The organism is Leeuwenhoekiella sp. NPDC079379 (assembly GCF_044542075.1).
Lineage (GTDB): Bacteria > Bacteroidota > Bacteroidia > Flavobacteriales > Flavobacteriaceae > Leeuwenhoekiella.
Window position 1 is genome coordinate 175136 of record NZ_JBITTU010000002.1, and the last position, 19239, is coordinate 194374.

Annotated in this window: 13 protein-coding genes; 3 read left to right on the forward strand and 10 right to left on the reverse strand. The window is 36.7% G+C overall.

Going from position 1 to position 19239, the window contains the following annotated elements:
- Together gyrA and ACIGAM_RS04275 are read left to right on the forward strand one after the other, a co-directional pair.
- On the forward strand, positions 1-2403 hold a 2403-nt coding region (gyrA, locus tag ACIGAM_RS04270), incomplete at its 5' end, for a DNA gyrase subunit A (protein ID WP_396510226.1).
- Between the two features lie 29 nt (positions 2404-2432).
- Positions 2433-3701 carry a tetratricopeptide repeat protein gene (locus tag ACIGAM_RS04275; protein ID WP_396510227.1) on the forward strand — a complete coding sequence of 423 codons (1269 nt, stop codon included), beginning with the start codon at positions 2433-2435 and terminating at the stop codon, positions 3699-3701.
- 256 nt (positions 3702-3957) lie between these two features.
- On the opposite strand, the gene ACIGAM_RS04280 is transcribed toward ACIGAM_RS04275, so the two are convergent.
- The 8 genes from ACIGAM_RS04280 to thrA form a co-directional block, all read right to left on the reverse strand.
- Positions 3958-5256 carry an amidohydrolase family protein gene (locus ACIGAM_RS04280; RefSeq protein ID WP_396510228.1) on the reverse strand — a complete coding sequence of 433 codons (1299 nt, stop codon included), beginning with the start codon at positions 5254-5256 and terminating at the stop codon, positions 3958-3960.
- 2 nt (positions 5257-5258) lie between these two features.
- Positions 5259-8243 carry an amidohydrolase family protein gene (locus ACIGAM_RS04285; protein WP_396510229.1) on the reverse strand — a complete coding sequence of 995 codons (2985 nt, stop codon included), beginning with the start codon at positions 8241-8243 and terminating at the stop codon, positions 5259-5261.
- 89 nt (positions 8244-8332) lie between these two features.
- Positions 8333-9406, reverse strand: coding sequence for a DUF3810 domain-containing protein (locus tag ACIGAM_RS04290; protein WP_396510230.1), 1074 nt, complete (start codon positions 9404-9406; stop codon positions 8333-8335).
- Positions 9407-9417: 11 nt separating this feature from the next.
- On the reverse strand, positions 9418-10227 hold the full coding sequence (locus ACIGAM_RS04295; RefSeq protein WP_396510549.1) for a sugar nucleotide-binding protein: 810 nt from the start codon (positions 10225-10227) through the stop codon (positions 9418-9420).
- Positions 10228-10262: 35 nt separating this feature from the next.
- The gene (gcvT, locus tag ACIGAM_RS04300) at positions 10263-11345 is read right to left on the reverse strand and encodes a glycine cleavage system aminomethyltransferase GcvT (RefSeq protein ID WP_396510231.1); all 1083 of its coding nucleotides are present in this window, start codon (positions 11343-11345) and stop codon (positions 10263-10265) included.
- 53 nt (positions 11346-11398) lie between these two features.
- A complete protein-coding gene (gene thrC / locus ACIGAM_RS04305) occupies positions 11399-12697 on the reverse strand; it encodes a threonine synthase (protein WP_396510550.1) in 1299 nt (432 codons plus the stop codon).
- An 87-nt stretch (positions 12698-12784) separates the two neighbouring features.
- A complete protein-coding gene (locus ACIGAM_RS04310; protein ID WP_396510232.1) occupies positions 12785-13714 on the reverse strand; it encodes a homoserine kinase in 930 nt (309 codons plus the stop codon).
- Between the two features lie 98 nt (positions 13715-13812).
- Entirely contained in the window at positions 13813-16251 is a 2439-nt protein-coding gene (gene thrA / locus ACIGAM_RS04315; RefSeq protein WP_396510233.1) for a bifunctional aspartate kinase/homoserine dehydrogenase I, read from the reverse strand.
- Between the two features lie 333 nt (positions 16252-16584).
- Here thrA and ACIGAM_RS04320 point away from each other — a divergent pair, with 333 nt between their 5' ends.
- Positions 16585-18114: an NAD(P)H-hydrate dehydratase gene (locus ACIGAM_RS04320; RefSeq protein WP_396510234.1), complete on the forward strand. Its 1530-nt coding sequence runs from the start codon at positions 16585-16587 to the stop codon at positions 18112-18114.
- An 89-nt stretch (positions 18115-18203) separates the two neighbouring features.
- On the opposite strand, the gene ACIGAM_RS04325 is transcribed toward ACIGAM_RS04320, so the two are convergent.
- Positions 18204-18719 carry a DUF6787 family protein gene (locus ACIGAM_RS04325; RefSeq protein ID WP_396510235.1) on the reverse strand — a complete coding sequence of 172 codons (516 nt, stop codon included), beginning with the start codon at positions 18717-18719 and terminating at the stop codon, positions 18204-18206.
- 42 nt (positions 18720-18761) lie between these two features.
- Complete coding sequence (locus ACIGAM_RS04330; RefSeq protein ID WP_396510236.1) at positions 18762-19193, reverse strand: DUF6146 family protein; 432 nt, start codon at positions 19191-19193, stop codon at positions 18762-18764.
- Between the last annotated feature and the right edge of the window lie 46 nt (positions 19194-19239).

The following is a 19239-nucleotide window of genomic DNA, read 5'->3' on the forward strand; positions in this document are numbered from 1 at the left end:
GGTATGCATGAGTTAGGTGTTAGATCTAACACTGCACATAAAAAATCTGCTAGAATAGTAGGTGAGGTTCTTGGTAAATATCACCCACATGGTGATACATCTGTATATGATACCATGGTACGTATGGCTCAAGAGTGGTCATTGCGATATATGCTTGTAGATGGTCAGGGTAACTTTGGTTCTGTAGATGGCGATAGCCCTGCAGCAATGCGATATACAGAGGCTCGTATGCGCAAGATCTCAGAAGAGATGCTTGCAGATATAGATAAAGATACTGTAGATCATCAACTTAACTTTGATGATACTCTAAAAGAACCAAAAGTACTACCCACCCGAATTCCGGGACTTTTAGTGAATGGAGCTTCAGGTATAGCTGTAGGTATGGCTACAAATATGCCGCCTCACAACTTAACAGAAGTTATAAATGGAATTTCAGCATATATCGAGAATAACGATATCGAAATAGATGAATTGATCACTCATGTTACCGCTCCAGATTTTCCTACTGGTGGAACAATCTATGGTTATGAGGGTGTGCGTGAAGCATTTAAGACAGGTCGTGGGCGTGTTGTCTTAAGAGCAAAGGCTGTTTTTGAAGAAGTAAAAGGTCGCGAGTGTATTATCGTAACAGAAATACCATATCAGGTTAATAAAGCTGATATGATTAAGAAAACCGCAGATCTTGTTAACGAGAAGAAGATAGACGGTATTGCTTCAATACGCGATGAGTCTAACCGTAATGGTATGCGTATTGTTTACGTTTTAAAACGTGATGCAATACCTAACATAGTTCTTAATACCTTATATAAGTATACCGCTTTACAGTCTTCTTTTAGTGTTAATAATATTGCGTTAGTTAACGGAAGACCAGAAATGTTGAATCTAAAAGATATGATTCATCATTTTGTTGAGCACCGTCATGAAGTAGTAGTACGTCGTACTCAGTATTTATTAAATAAAGCTGAAGAGCGTGCTCATATTTTAGAAGGACTTATTATCGCATCAGATAATATTGATGAGGTTATAGCAATAATACGTGCAAGTGGTAATGCTGAAGAGGCACGGACTAAATTAATGGAGCGTTTTGAGCTTTCAGAAATACAGGCTAGAGCCATCGTAGAAATGCGTTTGCGTCAATTAACCGGTCTAGAACAAGATAAGTTAAGAGATGAGTACGCAGATATTATTAAGACTATAGAAGATCTTAAAGGCATTCTTGCGAGCAAAGATCGCAGGATGGAGATCATTAAGGAAGAGCTGCTAGAGATCAAAGAAAAATACGGTGATGAGCGCCGTACTACTATTGATTTCGCTGGCGGTGATGTTAGTATAACAGATTTAATACCTGATGAGAAAGTAGTTTTAACAATTTCTCACGCGGGTTATATTAAACGTACCTCATTATTAGAATATAAAACCCAGAATAGAGGAGGAGTAGGTCAAAAAGGTTCTACAACTCGTAACGAAGACTTCTTAGAACATTTATTTGTGGGTACAAACCATCAATATTTAATTTTCTTCACTCAAAAAGGAAAATGTTATTGGATGCGTGTATTTGAAATTCCTGAAGGAAGCAAAACTTCTAAAGGTCGCGCAATTCAAAACCTTATAAATATTGAGCCAGATGATAAGGTAATGACTTTTATATGTACAAATGATCTTAAAGATGAGGAGTACATCAACAGTCATTATGTCATTATGGTTACTAAAAAAGGTCAGGTAAAGAAAACTTCACTAGAACAATATTCACGACCGCGTACTAATGGTATTAATGCAATTACCATTAAGGACAATGATGAATTACTTTCTGCTAAACTTACTACGGGAGATAGCCAGGTAGTACTGGCAATCAAGTCTGGTAAAGCTATTCGGTTTGAAGAAGAAAAGACAAGACCTATGGGTAGAAACGCATCTGGAGTGCGTGGCATAACTCTTGCAGATGATAATGATGAAGTAATAGGAATGGTTGCTGTTAATGATGCAGAATCTAACATACTTGTTGTATCAGAAAATGGATATGGTAAACGATCTCTGGTTGAAGACTATCGCGTTACAAACCGCGGAGGTAAAGGGGTTAAAACAATTTCTATTACAGAAAAGACTGGTAATCTTGTAGCTATTAATAACGTAACAGACGATGATGATTTAATGATCATTAATAAATCGGGTATTGCGATTAGAATGGCAGTTTCAGAATTACGCGTAATGGGTAGAGCTACTCAGGGTGTGCGTTTAATTAACCTGAAAAACGGGGATACCATTGCAGCAGTTACTAAAGTTAAGAAAGACGAAGATGCAATTGATGATGAAGATTTAGAAGGTCTTGATGATGCTATAGAAACATCTGCAACAACAGATGAACAAACAAATAATGAAAAACCTTCTTCTGACGAAGAAGAATAACCAAAGTTGAATATTAAATTAATAAAATAATGAAAACGAAATCTTTATTATTAGCGGCACTATCTTTTACCGCTTTAACTTTTGCGCAGAAGAAAGAGATAAAATCTGCGGAAAAAACAGTTGAGTCCGGTAGTTATGTGCAGGCACAAACAGAAATAAATGGTCTTGAAAGTATGATGGGCCAAATGGATGAAAAAGAGAAAGAATATTACTATTTCATAAAAGGTAGAGCTTATTTAGGAGCTGAAGACAATAAAAAAGCAGATGAGCTTTTAAAGGCTATGGAAGCTTTTACAAAAGTTAGCGAGTTTAATGGTGGTAGTAAATATGGTGAAGAGGCTACACAGTTTAAGCAACAAGCGATGAACGCTGTTATTTCTTCTGCTGTAGATGATCAAAATGCCGAAAAATACGATGAGGCTGCAACTAAATTATATACTCTTTACACATTAACTCCAAAAGATACTTCGTATCTGTATTTTGCTGCTTCTAATGCCGTTAATGGTCAAAATTTTAAAACAGCATTAGATTACTATGGTCAATTAAAAACCTTAGGATATACTGGTATAGAAACTAAATTTACTGCGAAGAACAAAGAAAGTGGTCAGGTAGAAAGCTTCAACTCAAAGCAACAACGTGATCTTTTTGTTAAATCAGGTTCTCACGAAGATCCAAAAACAGAAGTTACTGAATCTCGTGCAGGTGAAATAGCAAAAAACATTGCTCTTATTTATGTACAGGAAGGAGAAAATGAAAAAGCAATTTCTGCTATTGATGACGCTCTTGCCGAAAGTCCAGATGATGATGCTCTTTTACGTTCTGCTGCAGATGTATATCTTAAAATGGATATGATTGAAGAATATGAAGCAGCTATGAATAAGGTTATAGCTAAAGATCCTAATAATCCAGGACTTTATTTTAACCTTGGTGTAGGAGCAGCTAAGGCTGGTAATGATGAGAAAGCTATGGGATATTACACAAAAGCTTTAGAAATAGATCCTAACTATAGTGTTGCTAATTTAAATATTGCAGCGTTAATGCTAGGGAAAGATAAAGAAATCATTGAGCAGATGAATACTTTAGGTAACACTAAAGCAGATAATGCTAAATACGGTGAGCTAAAGAAAAAGCGTTTAGCTTTGTACAGTGATGCAGTTCCTTATTTAGAGAAAGCAATTGCTGGTGAAGAGGCAAATGTTGAAGCTGTACGTACATTGTATAATATACACGTTCAGTTAGGCAATACTGCTGAGGCTGATAAATATAAGACTCAATTAGATGAATTAGAAAGTAAATAAATCTTTCTCAATTCATTAAATATTAGAAAGCCCGATCTATGATCGGGCTTTTTTTTGGCCTTAAACTGAAATAGATTTCATTTTATAGGTACTCTTTAAGCGATCAGATAAATGCTAAAATTTGAAGCAGCACCAAAGCAATAGTTTTTTAATATTGAAGTGTTTACTTTAAATTTATTTCTATAAAATATTTACATATAAAAAAAGGTTCGGGTAATAAACCCGAACCTTTTTAAAATCTAATTGATTAAGTATGTTATTTAGTTCTACTATACTTATCCATATAACGCTTATAAAGCTTCGTCTGGTGGCTTTCTAAACTTATAGATCTACCTGAAATCATAGCTCTTGTTATTGAGTTTCCTTGCATCTCTAATGCATTGCCTTTACTTACAAAAAGAGTTGCATCTTTCCCTATTTCTAAAGTTCCTAATTGATCAGAAACTCCAAGAATTGTAGCCGGATTTTTTGTGATAAGTTGTAATGCATCTTCAAAAGTTAAACCGTGAGCCGTAGTTTGACCAGCATAAAATGGGATATTGCGGGACTGCCAGTACTCACCACTGTTACCTAGAGCAACAGTCACCTTAGCGTCTATTAGATCTTTAACCATTTTAAATGAGATGTTGTAATCATCATCTTCTGCATCTGGGAGACTATGTACTCTAGCTAATATTACAGAAACATTGGCTTTAGCGATTTGCTCTGCGACCTTATAGCCTCTGTAAGCACCTACAAGTACAAGTTTTTCAATCTTCATATCTTCTTTAAACTTTAAAACATCTAAAATTTCTTTATCAGAATCTACATGTATGTATAAGTTTTGAGAACCGTCTATAATGCCCTGCATAGCTGCATATGGTAAATTTTTAATAGAAGAATCGCCAGAAGTAAAAGCGCGTGATTGCTCAATAAAATCTTCAATTTCTAAAATATCAGATTTGTAATCCTTATTGGGGCTATAGCCGGGATCTTCACCTTCCCACCAGCGGCCTCTCTTGTAACTGTTTGGCCAATTTAAGTGTATACCATCTCCACGCTTAATTACAGCGTCTTCCCAGTTCCAGGCGTCTAATTGCACTACAGATGACTGCCCTGAAATAGTACCACCCTGGGGAACTGCCTGTGCTATAAGAACCCCGTTAGGTCGCATACTTTCTACTACCTTAGATTCTGCATTATACGCTACAATTGCTTCGATATGCGGGTTATATTCTCCTATTTCGTCCTGATCTTCAGTAGCTCTAACAGCTGAAATTTCAACAAGGCCTAATGTGGTGTCTGGTGCAATAAAGCCGGGATAAACGTGTTGACCATCTATATTAATGATCTCTCCGCGCAAAGGCATCTTTGTAGTTAAGGCGTCGTAAACACCTGTGATTTTTCCGTCTTTTATAAAAATCAGGCTTTTTTCTATAACTGTGCCGTTCCCAATATGGGCCGTACCACCAGTTAAGGTTATTTCTCCTGTTTGCTTTTGTGCAGGAGTCTGCTGGGCTTGTACCGTAAAAGTCGCAAGAAGCAGCACTATAAATAGTTTATTTAGCGTCTTCATAATTAATCAAGTGTTTCTAAAGTGTCACAATCTAATCGTTGCTTTTCTTCTTTTTTTGCAGGCTGTGTTTTTAACCCTTTATTTTTTGCAGTAAGCATTAATGTTGTAAGCTTATTTTTTTCAGTTTTAACGGTCTCACGCAGTTGCTTGTCTTTTTCGATATCAAAATAAACAGCTCCTTCAATTAAGGTTTTCTCTGCAACTGCACTTACAGACATTGGGTAAGTTGACCACAGTACTAAATCTGCATCTTTACCTTCTTTTATACTACCGGTACGATTGTCTATATGAAGCATTTTAGCCGGATTAAGTGTTACAAATTTCCAGGCCTCTTCTTCAGGCACACCACCATATTTCATTGTTTTTGCAGCTTCCTGATTTAGCCTACGGCTCATTTCTGCATCATCACTGTTGATACCCGTTAGTACACCGGCGCTCCACATAATTGCAGCATTGAATGGGATAGCATCGTTAACTTCATATTTATAAGCCCACCAGTCACTAAATGTAGAACCGGCAACACCGTGCTCTGCCATTTTATCTGCTACTTTGTAGCCTTCAAGAATATGGGTGAATGTGTTTATTCTAAAGTCAAAATCTTCAGCTACCTTCATAAGCATATTAATCTCACTTTGAACATAGGAATGAGAAGATATAAAGCGCTCACTGTTTAAAATATCTACAAGCGTTTCCATCTCATAATCTTTGCGATAGGGCTTACCACTTTTCTTTTTTACCTCATATTCTCGTGCACGCTGAAAGTAATCTGTAAACATCTGCTGAACGCCCATTCGCGTTTGTGGAAAACGACTAAAACTTCCCCAGTTTGATTGTTTTACATTTTCACCTAGCGCAAATTTGATGAACTTTATATCGTCAAGAACCATCTCATCTATACTAGAACCCCATTTAAGTTTCATAACAGCAGACTGCCCGCCGATAGGGTTTGCTGAACCATGTAAAAGTTGAATTGTAGTAACACCACCTGCAAGATCACGGTAGATATCAATATCGTCAGGATTTACAGCATCTCTCATTCGCACCTCGGCAGATGAGTTTTGACCAGATTCATTGATATCAAAAGCAGCGATATGCGAGTGTTCATCTATGATTCCGCTTGTTAAATGTTTGCCGGTTGCATCTACTACCTGTGCACCACTAGCACTTAAACCTTTACCAACAGCAGCAATTTTTCCATTTTTAACCAGAACATCTGTTTCTTTAAGTATTCCTGCTTCTTCATTAGTCCAGACCGTCGCATTTTTAAACAGTATCGTTTGTGCTTTTGGTTTTTCAGTATACCCATAAGCAATGTTGGGGTAGGTCATAGGCATTACTTCAACAGTATCCTCCTCTTTGTCTGCGTCCTCCTTATCTTTATCGTCTGTGTCTTCTGTAGCCGCGGTATCCTTTTTAGTCGCTGTAAAGCGTGTTTCTTTTCCGCTAGGTAAAATTGCATTACCGCTCCAGCTTGCTTGAGGGTTTACTTGTGTAATTAGGCGCGTGTATTCTTTTTCTTCGGAATTTACTCCTGTAAACATCACGTTTAACCAGCCATCTGTATAAGTAATCTTAGAACCTAGCTTAGTCTCACCACTTTTAACTACTACTGAAGGTTTTTCTGTAGATTTAGAAACGGTCATCTCATAAGATTTGCCATTTACATTGACTGTATAACTACCGTCAATGTCTATAATACTTGCATCTTTAATAACATTTTGAGAACCTTGTACCCAGTTTTCATAGATAAATGTTTTCTCATCAAAAACAGGTCCTGAAGTAATTAAAAGGTTTGCCCAGGCTCCTGAAGTTAATGTGCCTATTTGATTTGCCTTACCTAATAGCTTTGCGGGTACCGTAGTTAATGCTCGTAATGCAGTCTCTTCTTTTAAACCATATTTAAAGGCTTTGCGAAGCATAGCCATTAATTTATCTGGAGATTTTAAATCTGTAGTTGTAATGGCAAAAGTCAAACCGTTATCCTGAAGTTTAGCAAGATTAGTAGGTGCCTGATTCCATTCTAGCATTTGACTTAAGCTTATATAATCTGCCTGAAAAGGATCTTCAACATCATAGGCCTCAGGGAAATTAACAGGAATTATATAGGTAGCATTTGTAGCTTTAATCTCATCAATACGTTTGTACTCATCGCCACCTCCTACAATAATAAAAGGCACATTTACCTCTTTAGAAAGCTTGGCAATACGTAAATCGTCATATAAATTGTCACCGTAAAAAATTTGTGGCAAATCCATATTCTTATTTAATGCTTCAAGTGCTAAATCGCGGGTAGATACATTGCCACCTTTGTACCAAGTAGCATCTTCAAACAATTGACGAATAAGAGCCGTAGCTCCCATTATAGACCCAGGATAAGACTGTGGAGAAAGGTTACTCTTATTAAATGAGAAAAACTGAGCAGAACGCGTTTCGAGTAATCGTTCTGAAGCATCCCCATCTTTATTTAAAGCAACGAGAATACCATTACCACGAGCGATACCATCTGCTTTGTGTGTATTTACAACGCCAAAACCGGCTTCAAGTAATTCTTTTGCAGCTTTAGAATCGTATTTAAAATCATTAAGTGCATTTGTTTCTGCACGCACGTGGTCGTTCCAGTAGTAGCCATTGCGTGTGGGCTCATATTGCGGACTGCGACCGTTGCGTTCTCGTGAGGGAGTTTCAACCCCAAAAGAGGAATACATTTCTATAAATGAAGGATAGATATGTTTACCCATCAAATCTATTATAACAGCATTTTTAGGTGCATTTACAGATTTGCCTACCGAAACAATTTTACCATCCTTAATAAGTAGATTTCCGTTTGCTACAGTTTCTCCCGGAGTAGGATGCAGCGTGGCATTTTTAAATAATGTGTAGTTTGTGTTAGTGGTTTTTACACCATCATTTACCGGAAAATACTCTTGTGCAGATAGAAAGCAGCAGAGGAGTAAAAAGCATCCGGAGAAGAATAGCTTTTTTTTCATTTTAACAAATTGTTTAGAGTTTCTTAAAGATACTTTTTGCACAGTTTGTTAAGCCTTTTTTGTAATTAATTAGGAATAATTTAACGTTTTTAAGGCAATGACGTTTTATTCTCAAAATAATTGACAAGGAGTGCAACCACATAACTGTAACTCTGCATACCAGAAGGTTGGTTATTAGCTTTAAGATAATTGCTGTAAAAAACCTCTAAGATGGGTTCTATAGGATTTTCGTAAGCATTCCAGAATTCCTGTGATTCTCTATAGTTTGCAACAACTCCGGGACGTATTTGTGTACTTAAGACCTCTCCTACATTAGGATTGCGGTTATAAACCTCATTTATACAATATCTTAATGCAAAAATATATCCTGAATATTTAAAATACGGATCCGGGTTATTTGTGGTGGCCATTACTGCAATAAAATTCGCTTCATTTTCTTTAGCATAACCTAGCTGATGGGCTTCTTCGTGGCAACTTACTAACGGCCAGCGATGCGACGGCATCAACCCGTTAATTTGTGCTTCCTGCGTTATAGGGTTTAAATATCCTCCAAAGCCCATGTAGGTGAGTGGTAATCTAAAAAGAGAATTTTTAATACTTATAGGGTGATAATCAAGTTGTGGAAAATTATCTTCAACGATCGCATAACCGTCTGGAGTCTTTCTAAAAATTTCAGATAATTTAAAATCAAATACCACCGGTAAACTATCTGCTGGTTGCAGTTGCTTATGAAGCGAGTTTGACTCTTTAATAAGACGTTGAGTTAGGCTTATTAACGCTTCGGTTGAGTAGTCTTTTTCTATTGATAAGGATTCATGTAGTGGAAGTCTGTAATAATTAAGACCCCATAATAGATGAAAACTGAAATAAATAATATTGGCAACGAGTAATCCTTCAGTAATAAATTTTAAGCCATTTTTAAATCGGTTTTTAAAAAGTTTATAGGCCGAAATTAAAAGGTAACCAATTACAACGGCGTAGAGTACGTCACCAAACGAGAATGGAATCCAACCCAAAGCATATCTAAATATCCTAGAGCTGTATGGGTAAATACCATTACTATAATAGGTTTCTATAAACTGCGGAAACTGAGCTATAAATTTTAAAGCTGCTATCTGTAGAAGGAGCAAAGCCGAGTAGATGAGCAGATTTTTAAATTTCATAAATTAAGCAATTAGTAGGCTTGCGATTCTGAAGCGACTTCTTCGTTAGTAATACTCAGATGTTTTGGTAATTTATTGTCTTTAGGCAAAACCGCCAGATAACGATCAAAATTAGAAGTGTAAACTAATTTGAAATTCGGTTTAATCTTTAGGTCTAATTTTGCGATAATTTCATTTATAAACTCCTGATGGTGTATGAGATCATTGCTTCCCAGATGAAAAATACCAAAACGCTTTCTATTAATGATATAATGTATTTGTTGAGAAAGTTTTTTATCTGTATTTGTATTCATTATTAAATGCGGAAATACTTCAATCTGTTCCTGCAGTAAAATAGCATTCTTAATCTCTCTCACTCTCGGAGAGTTCATACCAAATACCATTGGGAGTCTTATAATTGCATACTGCTCTCCCGGTAGGTAGTTTAAAAAAAAGTTCTCGCAGCGTATTTTGAGCTTCCCAAACTTACTTTCAGATAGCGTTTTGTCAAGTTCATAGCTTGGGTAATTTGTAAATGCATCAAAAACGTTTGCCGAAGATAAATAAATAACAAATATACCGGTACGTTTAGCATAATCACACAGATCTTCGTGTGCTTCTACCTGACCATCAAAATCACCGCGTATTGCAGAGATAACGATATTAGGTCTCACATGATTAAGAACCTCGTAAATACTATCCTGTACTACATCAAAATGAATAAAGTGCTTGTTATCTGAATAGATTTTACCGGTATGGTAGGTACCATAGGTATCGTAATACCTATGTAATTCTTTATACAAGGCACCACCAAGAAACCCACTGGCTCCTAAAATGAGTATTCTATGTGTATTTTGATTTGGGATAACTTATGGTTTTAGCCCTTATAAAAAGGAAGTTTTACAACCTTAGCCTTAATGTTTTTATTGCGCACTTTTATAAAAAGATCAGTATCTGGCTTACTGTGTTCTGTTTTGACGTAACCCAGACCAATTCCTTTCGAAAGTGAAGGAGACATTGTTCCTGAAGTGACAATACCTATAACAACATCATTAACATCTACAATCTCATAGTCGTGACGAGGAATACCGCGTTCTAGCAATTCAAAACCTACCAATTTACGTGCGGCACCGGTTTCTTTTTCAGCCTTTAAAGCTTCAGAATTTATAAAGTCTTTAGAAAATTTTGTAATCCATCCCAAACCAGCTTCAATAGGAGAGGTAGAGTCGTTAATATCGTTTCCGTAAAGGCAGTATCCCATTTCAAGGCGCAAGGTATCGCGAGCAGCAAGACCTATGGGTTTAATACCAAAATCCTTTCCGGCTTCAAAAACTTTAGCCCACAGTTGTTCTGCAAACTCATTGTGGCAATAAATTTCAAAACCACCACTACCTGTATATCCTGTTGCGCTAATAATCACGTGATCTATTCCTGCAAAAGGAGCAACTTCAAAATTGTAAAATTTAATTGCAGAAAGATCAGTTTCGGTAAGAGACTGCATAGCCTCAATTGCTTTAGGGCCTTGTATGGCAAGAAGTGAAAAGTTGTCTGAAATGTTTTTAAGCTCAACGCCTAAATCATTGTGACTGCTAATCCAATCCCAATCTTTCTCTATGTTAGAAGCGTTTACTACAAGCAGATATTCATGTTCTCTAATGCGATACACAATTAAATCATCTACAATCCCGCCTTCAAGATTAGGAAGACAATTGTATTGGGCGCCACCTATTTGAATTTTTGAAATATCATTACTACATACTTTTTGTAGCAGGTCTAAAGCTTTCTCGCCTATGGCAAGAAACTCACCCATATGTGATACATCAAAAACGCCTACACCGTTGCGTACGGTCTCGTGTTCTAAATTAATTCCTTCGTAAGAAACAGGCATATTATAACCTGCAAAAGGAACCATTTTAGCTCCAAGACTTTCGTGTATTTTAGTAAGTGCAGTAGATTTCATCTGTAATTTTTAAGAACACAAATGTATCAAAACTACAGAGAAAATCGCACGCTCTATTTCAACAAAAAGGCTTTAAATTGATCGTAATTTTTAATTGCGATAGCTTGTTTTTCTTTATGTATAACACTCTCGATTTGAGGAGGAATTGCAATCTCAGCATCAATTACCGCATTAACAACCGGTAAAAATTTAACCGGATGTGCGGTTTCTAAAAAGATTCCGTAAGCTTGAGGGTTGTCTTTTAAATAGTCTTTAAGACCTAAATACCCCACCGCCCCATGCGGGTCTGCTATATAGCCGGTTTCTTTATAAATGTGCTGCATAGCTTCTCTAGTTTGCTCATCTGTATATGAGAAAGATGATAGTTTCTGCGAAAGAGCTTCAAGATCATTGTTAAATAATTTCTGAATACGTATAAAATTGGATGGGTCTCCCACGTCCATCGCATTACTAATTGTAGCTACTGAAGGTTTAGGTTTATAAACTCCCGTTTTTAAAAACTCAGGAACTATGTCATTGCTGTTGACTGAAGCTACAAAATGATTAACGGGCATTCCTAATTTATGGGCGACCATACCGGCACAGATATTCCCGAAGTTTCCGCTAGGTACAGAGAAAACCAATTCCTTTCCTTTTGATTTAGCTTGTTTGTAAGCAAACAAGAAGTAAAATAACTGCGGAATCCAGCGTGCAATATTAATTGAGTTAGCAGAAGTTAGTTTACGTTTAGATGTGATTTCTTCATCTAAAAATGCGTTTTTCACCATTGCCTGGCAGTCGTCAAAAACACCATCAACTTCTAAAGCCGTAATATTTGCTCCCAGAGTTGTAAGTTGTTTTTCTTGTATATCACTTACTTTTCCTGTAGGGTAAAGTATGACCACATCAACACCTTCAACATTTAAAAAACCACGTGCAACAGCACCTCCTGTATCACCACTTGTAGCGACTAAAACTGTTACCGGTTCCTGCGTTTCTTTTTGTGCAGAAAAGTAGCCGAGACAACGTGCCATAAAACGGGCACCTACATCTTTAAATGCCATGGTAGGACCGTGAAATAATTCTAGCGTTCCGATATTTTCTTCAATCTCCACAACCGGGAAATCAAATGAAAGTACATCTTCAATGATGTCTTTTAAAGCTTCATCTGGGATGACTCCTTCCACAAATTGTTTGATTGCTTCAAAGGCAATCTCGTTGTTAGAAAGCGTTTCTATATTCTTAAAAAAAGAGGAGGGAAGTGGTTTAATTTCCTGCGGAAAATATAAGCCCTTGTCGGGTGCAATACCACGCACAACAGCTTCTTCTAATCCTACTTCCGGGGCCTTTCCATTTAAACTATAATAGATCATTTTATGAGTGTGTTCTTGGTTGTTGTTTCGGTTGTTTTGGTCTTTTCCTACAGCTAGGAAAATTTCCAAGTTATCTTTTTAACCCGATTATTTTTGTTCTAAAATGCGATTGCCATTTCTCGAAACAGGTGAGATATAGCTATCGCCTTTCATATTTTTAGTTTTTAATGCTTTCTTTAGTGCAATTTCAACTAAACCAGCGTTTTGAATACCCTTACATAAGGTAAACATTGAAGGTCCAGAACCGCTTATTCCGAAGGCTAATCCACCATTTTCTAGGGCTGTTTGCTTATAAAAGTCAAAATCGGGAATCAGGTTTTTTCGGTAAGGTTCTACTAATACATCCTGAGTGCTTGATGCGATTAAGTCATAATCGCTCGTGTAAAGACCAGCGATTAATCCGGCTAAATTACCGGTCTGTTTAATGGCATTTTGAAGCGAAACCTGCTCTGGTAAAATAGCTCGAGCTTCTTTAGTTTTAATCGTAATCTGTGGGTGAATTACCGTCACATAAAGTTCTTCTGGCACGGGTAAGGAAACAATTTTTAAAGGCGAATATCCTGTGATTAAAGTAAAGCCACCATACAAACATGGCGCAACATTATCTGCGTGCTCATTGCCACTTGCAACCGCTTCTCCTTTCATCCCAAAAGCAGTAAGTTCTAAATTTGATAACGGTTTTTCTAAAAACTGATTGATACCAAAAACGATTCCTGCAGCACTTGCGGCACTGCTTCCAACACCACTTCCTAAACGTATTTTTTTATGAATTTCTATCTCAAAGCCATAGTCTAAATTCAATGAATTTACCATCTCTAAACCCGCAACTCCCACTACATTTTCTTTTGCTTCATAAGGTAAATCTGCGCCCGTAATCTGTGTGATTTTAATTCCCTTTTCTGCGACTTTGCGTATGACCATTTCGTCACCAAGACCGTCAAGGGCAAAACCCAAAACATCAAAACCGCAGTTTACATTGGCTACCGTTGCCGGTGAAAAAACACGTATTTCGTTCATTGTAAATTCTAGGTTGAATAATCAAAATTCTTAAAGAAGCATTTAAAATCTGCTGCTTTAAGAATTCGATTATGTATTTCTGTTTTTTAGTTTGGATTTTAAAACGTAGCCGTTCTAATTATGTCTGCAAATAGACCTGATGCTGTTACATCACCACCGGCTCCTGCACCTTTAATTTGCATAGGTTGCTCAGGGTAGCGTTCTGTAAAGAATAATACAATATTGTCTGAACCTTTAAGATCATAAAATGGATGTCCTTCGGGTACGCTTTGTAGTCCTACACTTGCTTTGCCATTATCTAATTGTGCAACGTATTTTAAACGGTGATTTTTAGCTTCAGCATCTGCAACCAGTTTTTCAAAATGTGCAGCATCTTCTTTTAAGGTTTCAAAGAAATGCGGAACATCACTGCTTTCAAGATTATTTTTAGTTAAAAACGGATCATTGTCTATATCTTCCAAATTGATTTTAAGTCCGCTCTCACGCGCCAGAATTAAAATCTTACGTGCTACATCAACTCCACTTAAATCAATACGAGGATCTGGCTCTGTATAGCCCTCTGCTTTTGCGGCTTGTACCACATCGTAAAAGCTGTCCCCAGATTTGAAGTTATTAAAAACAAAGTTTAAACTTCCTGACAACACCGCCTGGATGCGGTTTACACGATCTCCTGAAGCGATTAGGTTGTTTAAAGTGTCAATAATGGGTAATCCTGCACCTACATTCGTTTCAAACAATAGCGGCGCATTGTATGTTTTGCTTAAGTGTTTCAGTTCGTTATACTTTGCGAAGTCTGATGAACATGCAATTTTATTACAAGCAACTACAGCAATGCTTTGTTTTAAGTATTTACCATACATAGCAGCAACGTCTGCATTTGCGGTAATATCTACAAAAATGCTGTTACGCTGATTCAATTCAACCACTGCTTCGTGAAAACGATCAAGTGTTACAGGCTCACCATTTTCTAAAAGTGCTTTCCAGTTTGTGAGATCAATACCATTCTCATCAATAAGCATTTTACGAGAATTACTTAATCCCAGCACACGCATGTTAATGTTAAGTTGTTTCTTCAAATACTCTTGTTGCTGTTCAATCTGTTTAAGTAAACGCTCACCTACATTACCCACACCAGTAATAAAAAGGTTTAACTGCTTGCGTTGTGCTTCAAAGAAACGCTCGTGTAGGCTGTTTAAAGCCTTCTTAACGTCTTTTTGTGCAATAACGGCAGATATATTCTTTTCACTTGCACCCTGAGCGATAGCTCTTATATTAACGTTGTTTTTACCTAGTGTACTAAACATTTTACCACTTATGCCTTGATGACTCTTCATCTGGTCGCCTACAAGGGCGATGATGCTAAGTCCTATTTCCATAGTAAGTGGGTCTATCTTGTTTAGTGAAATTTCATATTCAAATTCCTCATCAATTGCGATTTTAGCACGGCCTGCATCTTCTTCCATTACACCTAAGCAAATACTGTGTTCGCTTGATGCCTGTGTAATTAGAATAATGTTGATGCCTTGATTGCTTAACGTTTCAAAAAGGCGCTTACTTATCCCCGGAATACCTACCATACCGCCACCTTCTAAGGTTAGAAGTGCAATATTATTGATGTTGCTAAGTCCTTTAATAGGATTTTCGCTTATATCTTCCTGATTTTGTATAAGTGTACCTGCATCTTCAGGATGTAGTGTATTCTTTATACGAATAGGAATATTTTTACTCATCACAGGAACAATTGTAGGCGGGTATAGCACTTTTGCGCCAAAATGCGAAAGCTCCATAGCCTCGTGATACGAAATTGTATCTATAGGCTTAGCCTGTTTCACAAGTTTAGGGTTTGCCGTATACATTCCGCTAACATCTGTATAAATTTCTACCTGATCAACATCTAGGGCTGCAGCTACAATTGCAGCTGTGAAGTCTGAACCACCACGTCCTAAAGTTGTTGTTTCTCCAGAAGCACAACTGGCAATAAAACCGGGTAATACTGTAATTTTTTGTTTTGCTTTAGCAAAATAATACTCCAGTTGACTATTAGTTACTTTGTAGTTAACAGCAGCTTTGGTATGCTTATCGTTTGTAGTAATTAAATCTCTACTGTCTTTACGCACCGCATCAAGACCTTGTGCGTACATTGCTCTGGTAATGATTGTAGATGATAAAATCTCACCAAAGGCAAGTAGTTTATCTATGGTTTTAGGAGACAGTTCATTAATTAAATAAATCCCTTGAAGTAGTGATTTTAGATCATTTAGTAACCCTTGAATTTCATCAACAGCTTCCTGATCATTTTTAACTAATGCAGAAATAAATTCTAAATGTTTAGTTTCTATTTCAGTGTAAATAGCGGAATACTCTTCCTTTTTACTGGCTTGTGAACCACATTGCATCAGAAGATCTGTGATACCACCTAATGCAGAAACTACTACGGCAATTTTTTGATCCTGAGCGCCTTTAGAGACGATGTTGATTACTTGATTTATGTTTGCAACACTTCCTACAGAAGTACCGCCAAATTTTAAAACACGCATGGCTTTTGTGTTTGAAATGATTTAAAAATGAGTTGTTTTCGTGTAAACACGAGCAGTTGCGAAGTTATATGTTTATACAATACCCCTAGGGGTAATAATGAAAGCAATTGTAAGACCCATAATGGTCGTACAAGAGGAAGTTATTATTGTATTAATTGCTTTCATAGCGTCAAACTGTTGTATTCAAAAGTATTATTTTTACCTAGAAGAGCAAGGCTGAAGAGGCATTTTTGAGGATTTATCAGCCATTAGATTTTAAAAAGCTTTTTCACTAATTATACCTCTCAAATCACTAAATCCTTACGAATTTTTTAATAGATATTAGAAACTCTTATGAAGATACTTAGTAAAGATCAAATATACGCAGCAGATAAAGCAACAGAACAGGCAGAAAACATTCCCTCGTTTAATTTAATGGAGCGTGCTGGTGGTTATGCATTTCATTATCTACACCAGCGGTTACAAAATCAACCTGTAGCGATAAAAATATTTTGTGGTACGGGTAATAATGGAGGTGATGGTCTTGTAATTGCACGTAATTTGATAGAGAATGGGTATACAGTAACCACCTATGTTATCAATTATAGTGAGACGCGATCAAAAGATTTTTTAGATGCACTTGATGCACTAAAAAGCAAGACTAAAAACTGGCCTCATCTTATAAAGTCTGAAAATGACTTCCCGGTATTAGCTAAAGAAGATTTAATTATAGATTGCATTTTTGGTATAGGTATTAACAGACCTGCTGAAGCCTGGGTGCAAAATTTATTTAAACAAATTAATGAGAGCCGTGCCTATATTTTAGCAATCGATGTGCCTTCAGGAATGGCTATAGACCGGTTACTTGAAGATGAGGAAGTAATACGACCTACAGTAGTGCTTACATTTCAAACACCTAAACTTGTATTTTTTCTTCCGCAAGGCGGAAAATATATAAACAGTTGGGAAGTTTTAGATATAGGTCTTGACCGTAACTATCTTAATTCGGTGGAAACTAAAGCCCAGCTTATAGGTAAGACTGAAGCGCAACAGATGTATAAACCTCGTGCAAAATTTAGTCATAAAGGCACTTATGGTCATAGTTTGTTGATTGCTGGTAGCTATGGTAAAATGGGAGCTGCAGTATTATGTAGTAAAGCTGCTTTAAGCAGTGGTAGCGGTCTTGTTACCACCTATGCAACCAGACAGGGCCTACCTATTTTACAAGCCGCTGCTCCCGAAATAATGGTCATTACAGATCGTCATAATGGCGATTTTCTAGAAGAAATTAAATTTGATCTTGATCCAGATGTTATAGGTATAGGACCTGGACTGGGTATGGCAAGACCAACAATTTCTGCATTTAAAAACTTTTTAGAGCAGAATAAAACACAGCTTGTTCTTGATGCAGATGCATTAAATATGCTTTCAGAATACAGTGAGTTGCTTGATCTTTTACCTAAATATTCGGTATTGACTCCACATCCCAAGGAGTTAGAACGTATTATAGGTAGCTGGGATGATGATTTTGATAAACTTGCTAAAGCAGAAGCTTTTACTGAAAAGTATAATTGCATTCTGGTATTAAAAGATGCACATACCATTATAGTTTTTGAAGGTAAATATTATGTAAACAATAGTGGTAACCCTGGGATGGCGACCGGTGGTAGCGGCGATGTTCTAACCGGAATAATAACAGGACTCATAGCTCAGGATTACGATCCGCTTACGGCAGCAATATTTGGTGTATATATGCACGGCAGAGCGGCAGATATCGCTATAAATCATACGGGTTATGAAGGGCTGACGGCTGGTGTGATTATTGAGTTTTTAGGACAGGCCTATCTAGATTTATTTTCAGAACCTGAAAAAAAGAAGAATTAGTTCTTCAAATTAGAAGCTATAAAAAACCTTCAGCGCTGTTTAAAGATAGTTCTGAAGGTTTTTTTTGAATTTTATTCTAGGATTTCCTGCTACTTAGTAAACAGAAACCCAAGGCCCATACGGGAAAGCATTTTCTTTTCAAACTGATAGAAAAATTTATACTGACCAAAAATCCAGGCTACAACTAAAAGCAATAGTTGATAAAGCGGAAATATAAGCACGATACGCAATGGCCAATATAACCATCCTGATGTAGTCTCATAATCTAAACCTATCATTTGCATAACAGGACTTGATATTCTACCCGCAGTTGAGCCAGTAATTGCAAATACTATAAATACCGCAATAAATTGCCAGCGGTACTCTAAAACCCAGCGATTTTTCAGTTTTGCAAAACAAAACAAACTAATTTTAACAAAGAGATACGCAAGTAGGAGTGTAGCAATGCCTAGAAATAGAAGTTGAGTTACACTTCCATGTTCAAAGAAATTTTTAAATCTATAGGCTATTAAAAAACCTGACCCTAAGGATAATAAAATTCCAAATAGAGGGTAAAATAACTGCCAATTTTGGGTAATCTCCCAGTTGTCTTTAAATTTTTTCACGGCGCAAATATAGTATTCCGTATTAAAAAAAACGGCAACTATTTAAATTCGAGTAGGCACGCTAAATCGCTGATTGTATTGCCTACTAAAAAATACAAAGTAATTGTAGAGTTTATAGTTTACCTCATAACCATAATCTACATTGTTGTCATAATTAATTTGCTGTGGGTATAGATTAGGATCAAAAGTAAAGGGTTGATTAACTCTTTGATTATACTCTGTCACTAAAAACCTGTTTTTGTTTTCTAAGTAATTTTGTGTGTAATAGCCCTCTGGTCGTGCAATAGAAACTAAAAAGGTATTGAATCCGGGTTCAATAATGAGGATCTCATATTCCAGGCTGTCATTTGCGATACGTACGGTATCATTTGCAGTGGTCATAGCATTATTCCCTGTCAATTTTTTATTGATTTGAGTATTGGCACAACCGTAAATAAGACCCAGGGCGACAAAGAAGTAAATAAATGGTTTCATACTTTTTCTTTTAAAGCTACAAAACTCCTGCCAAATTTAATGCAAA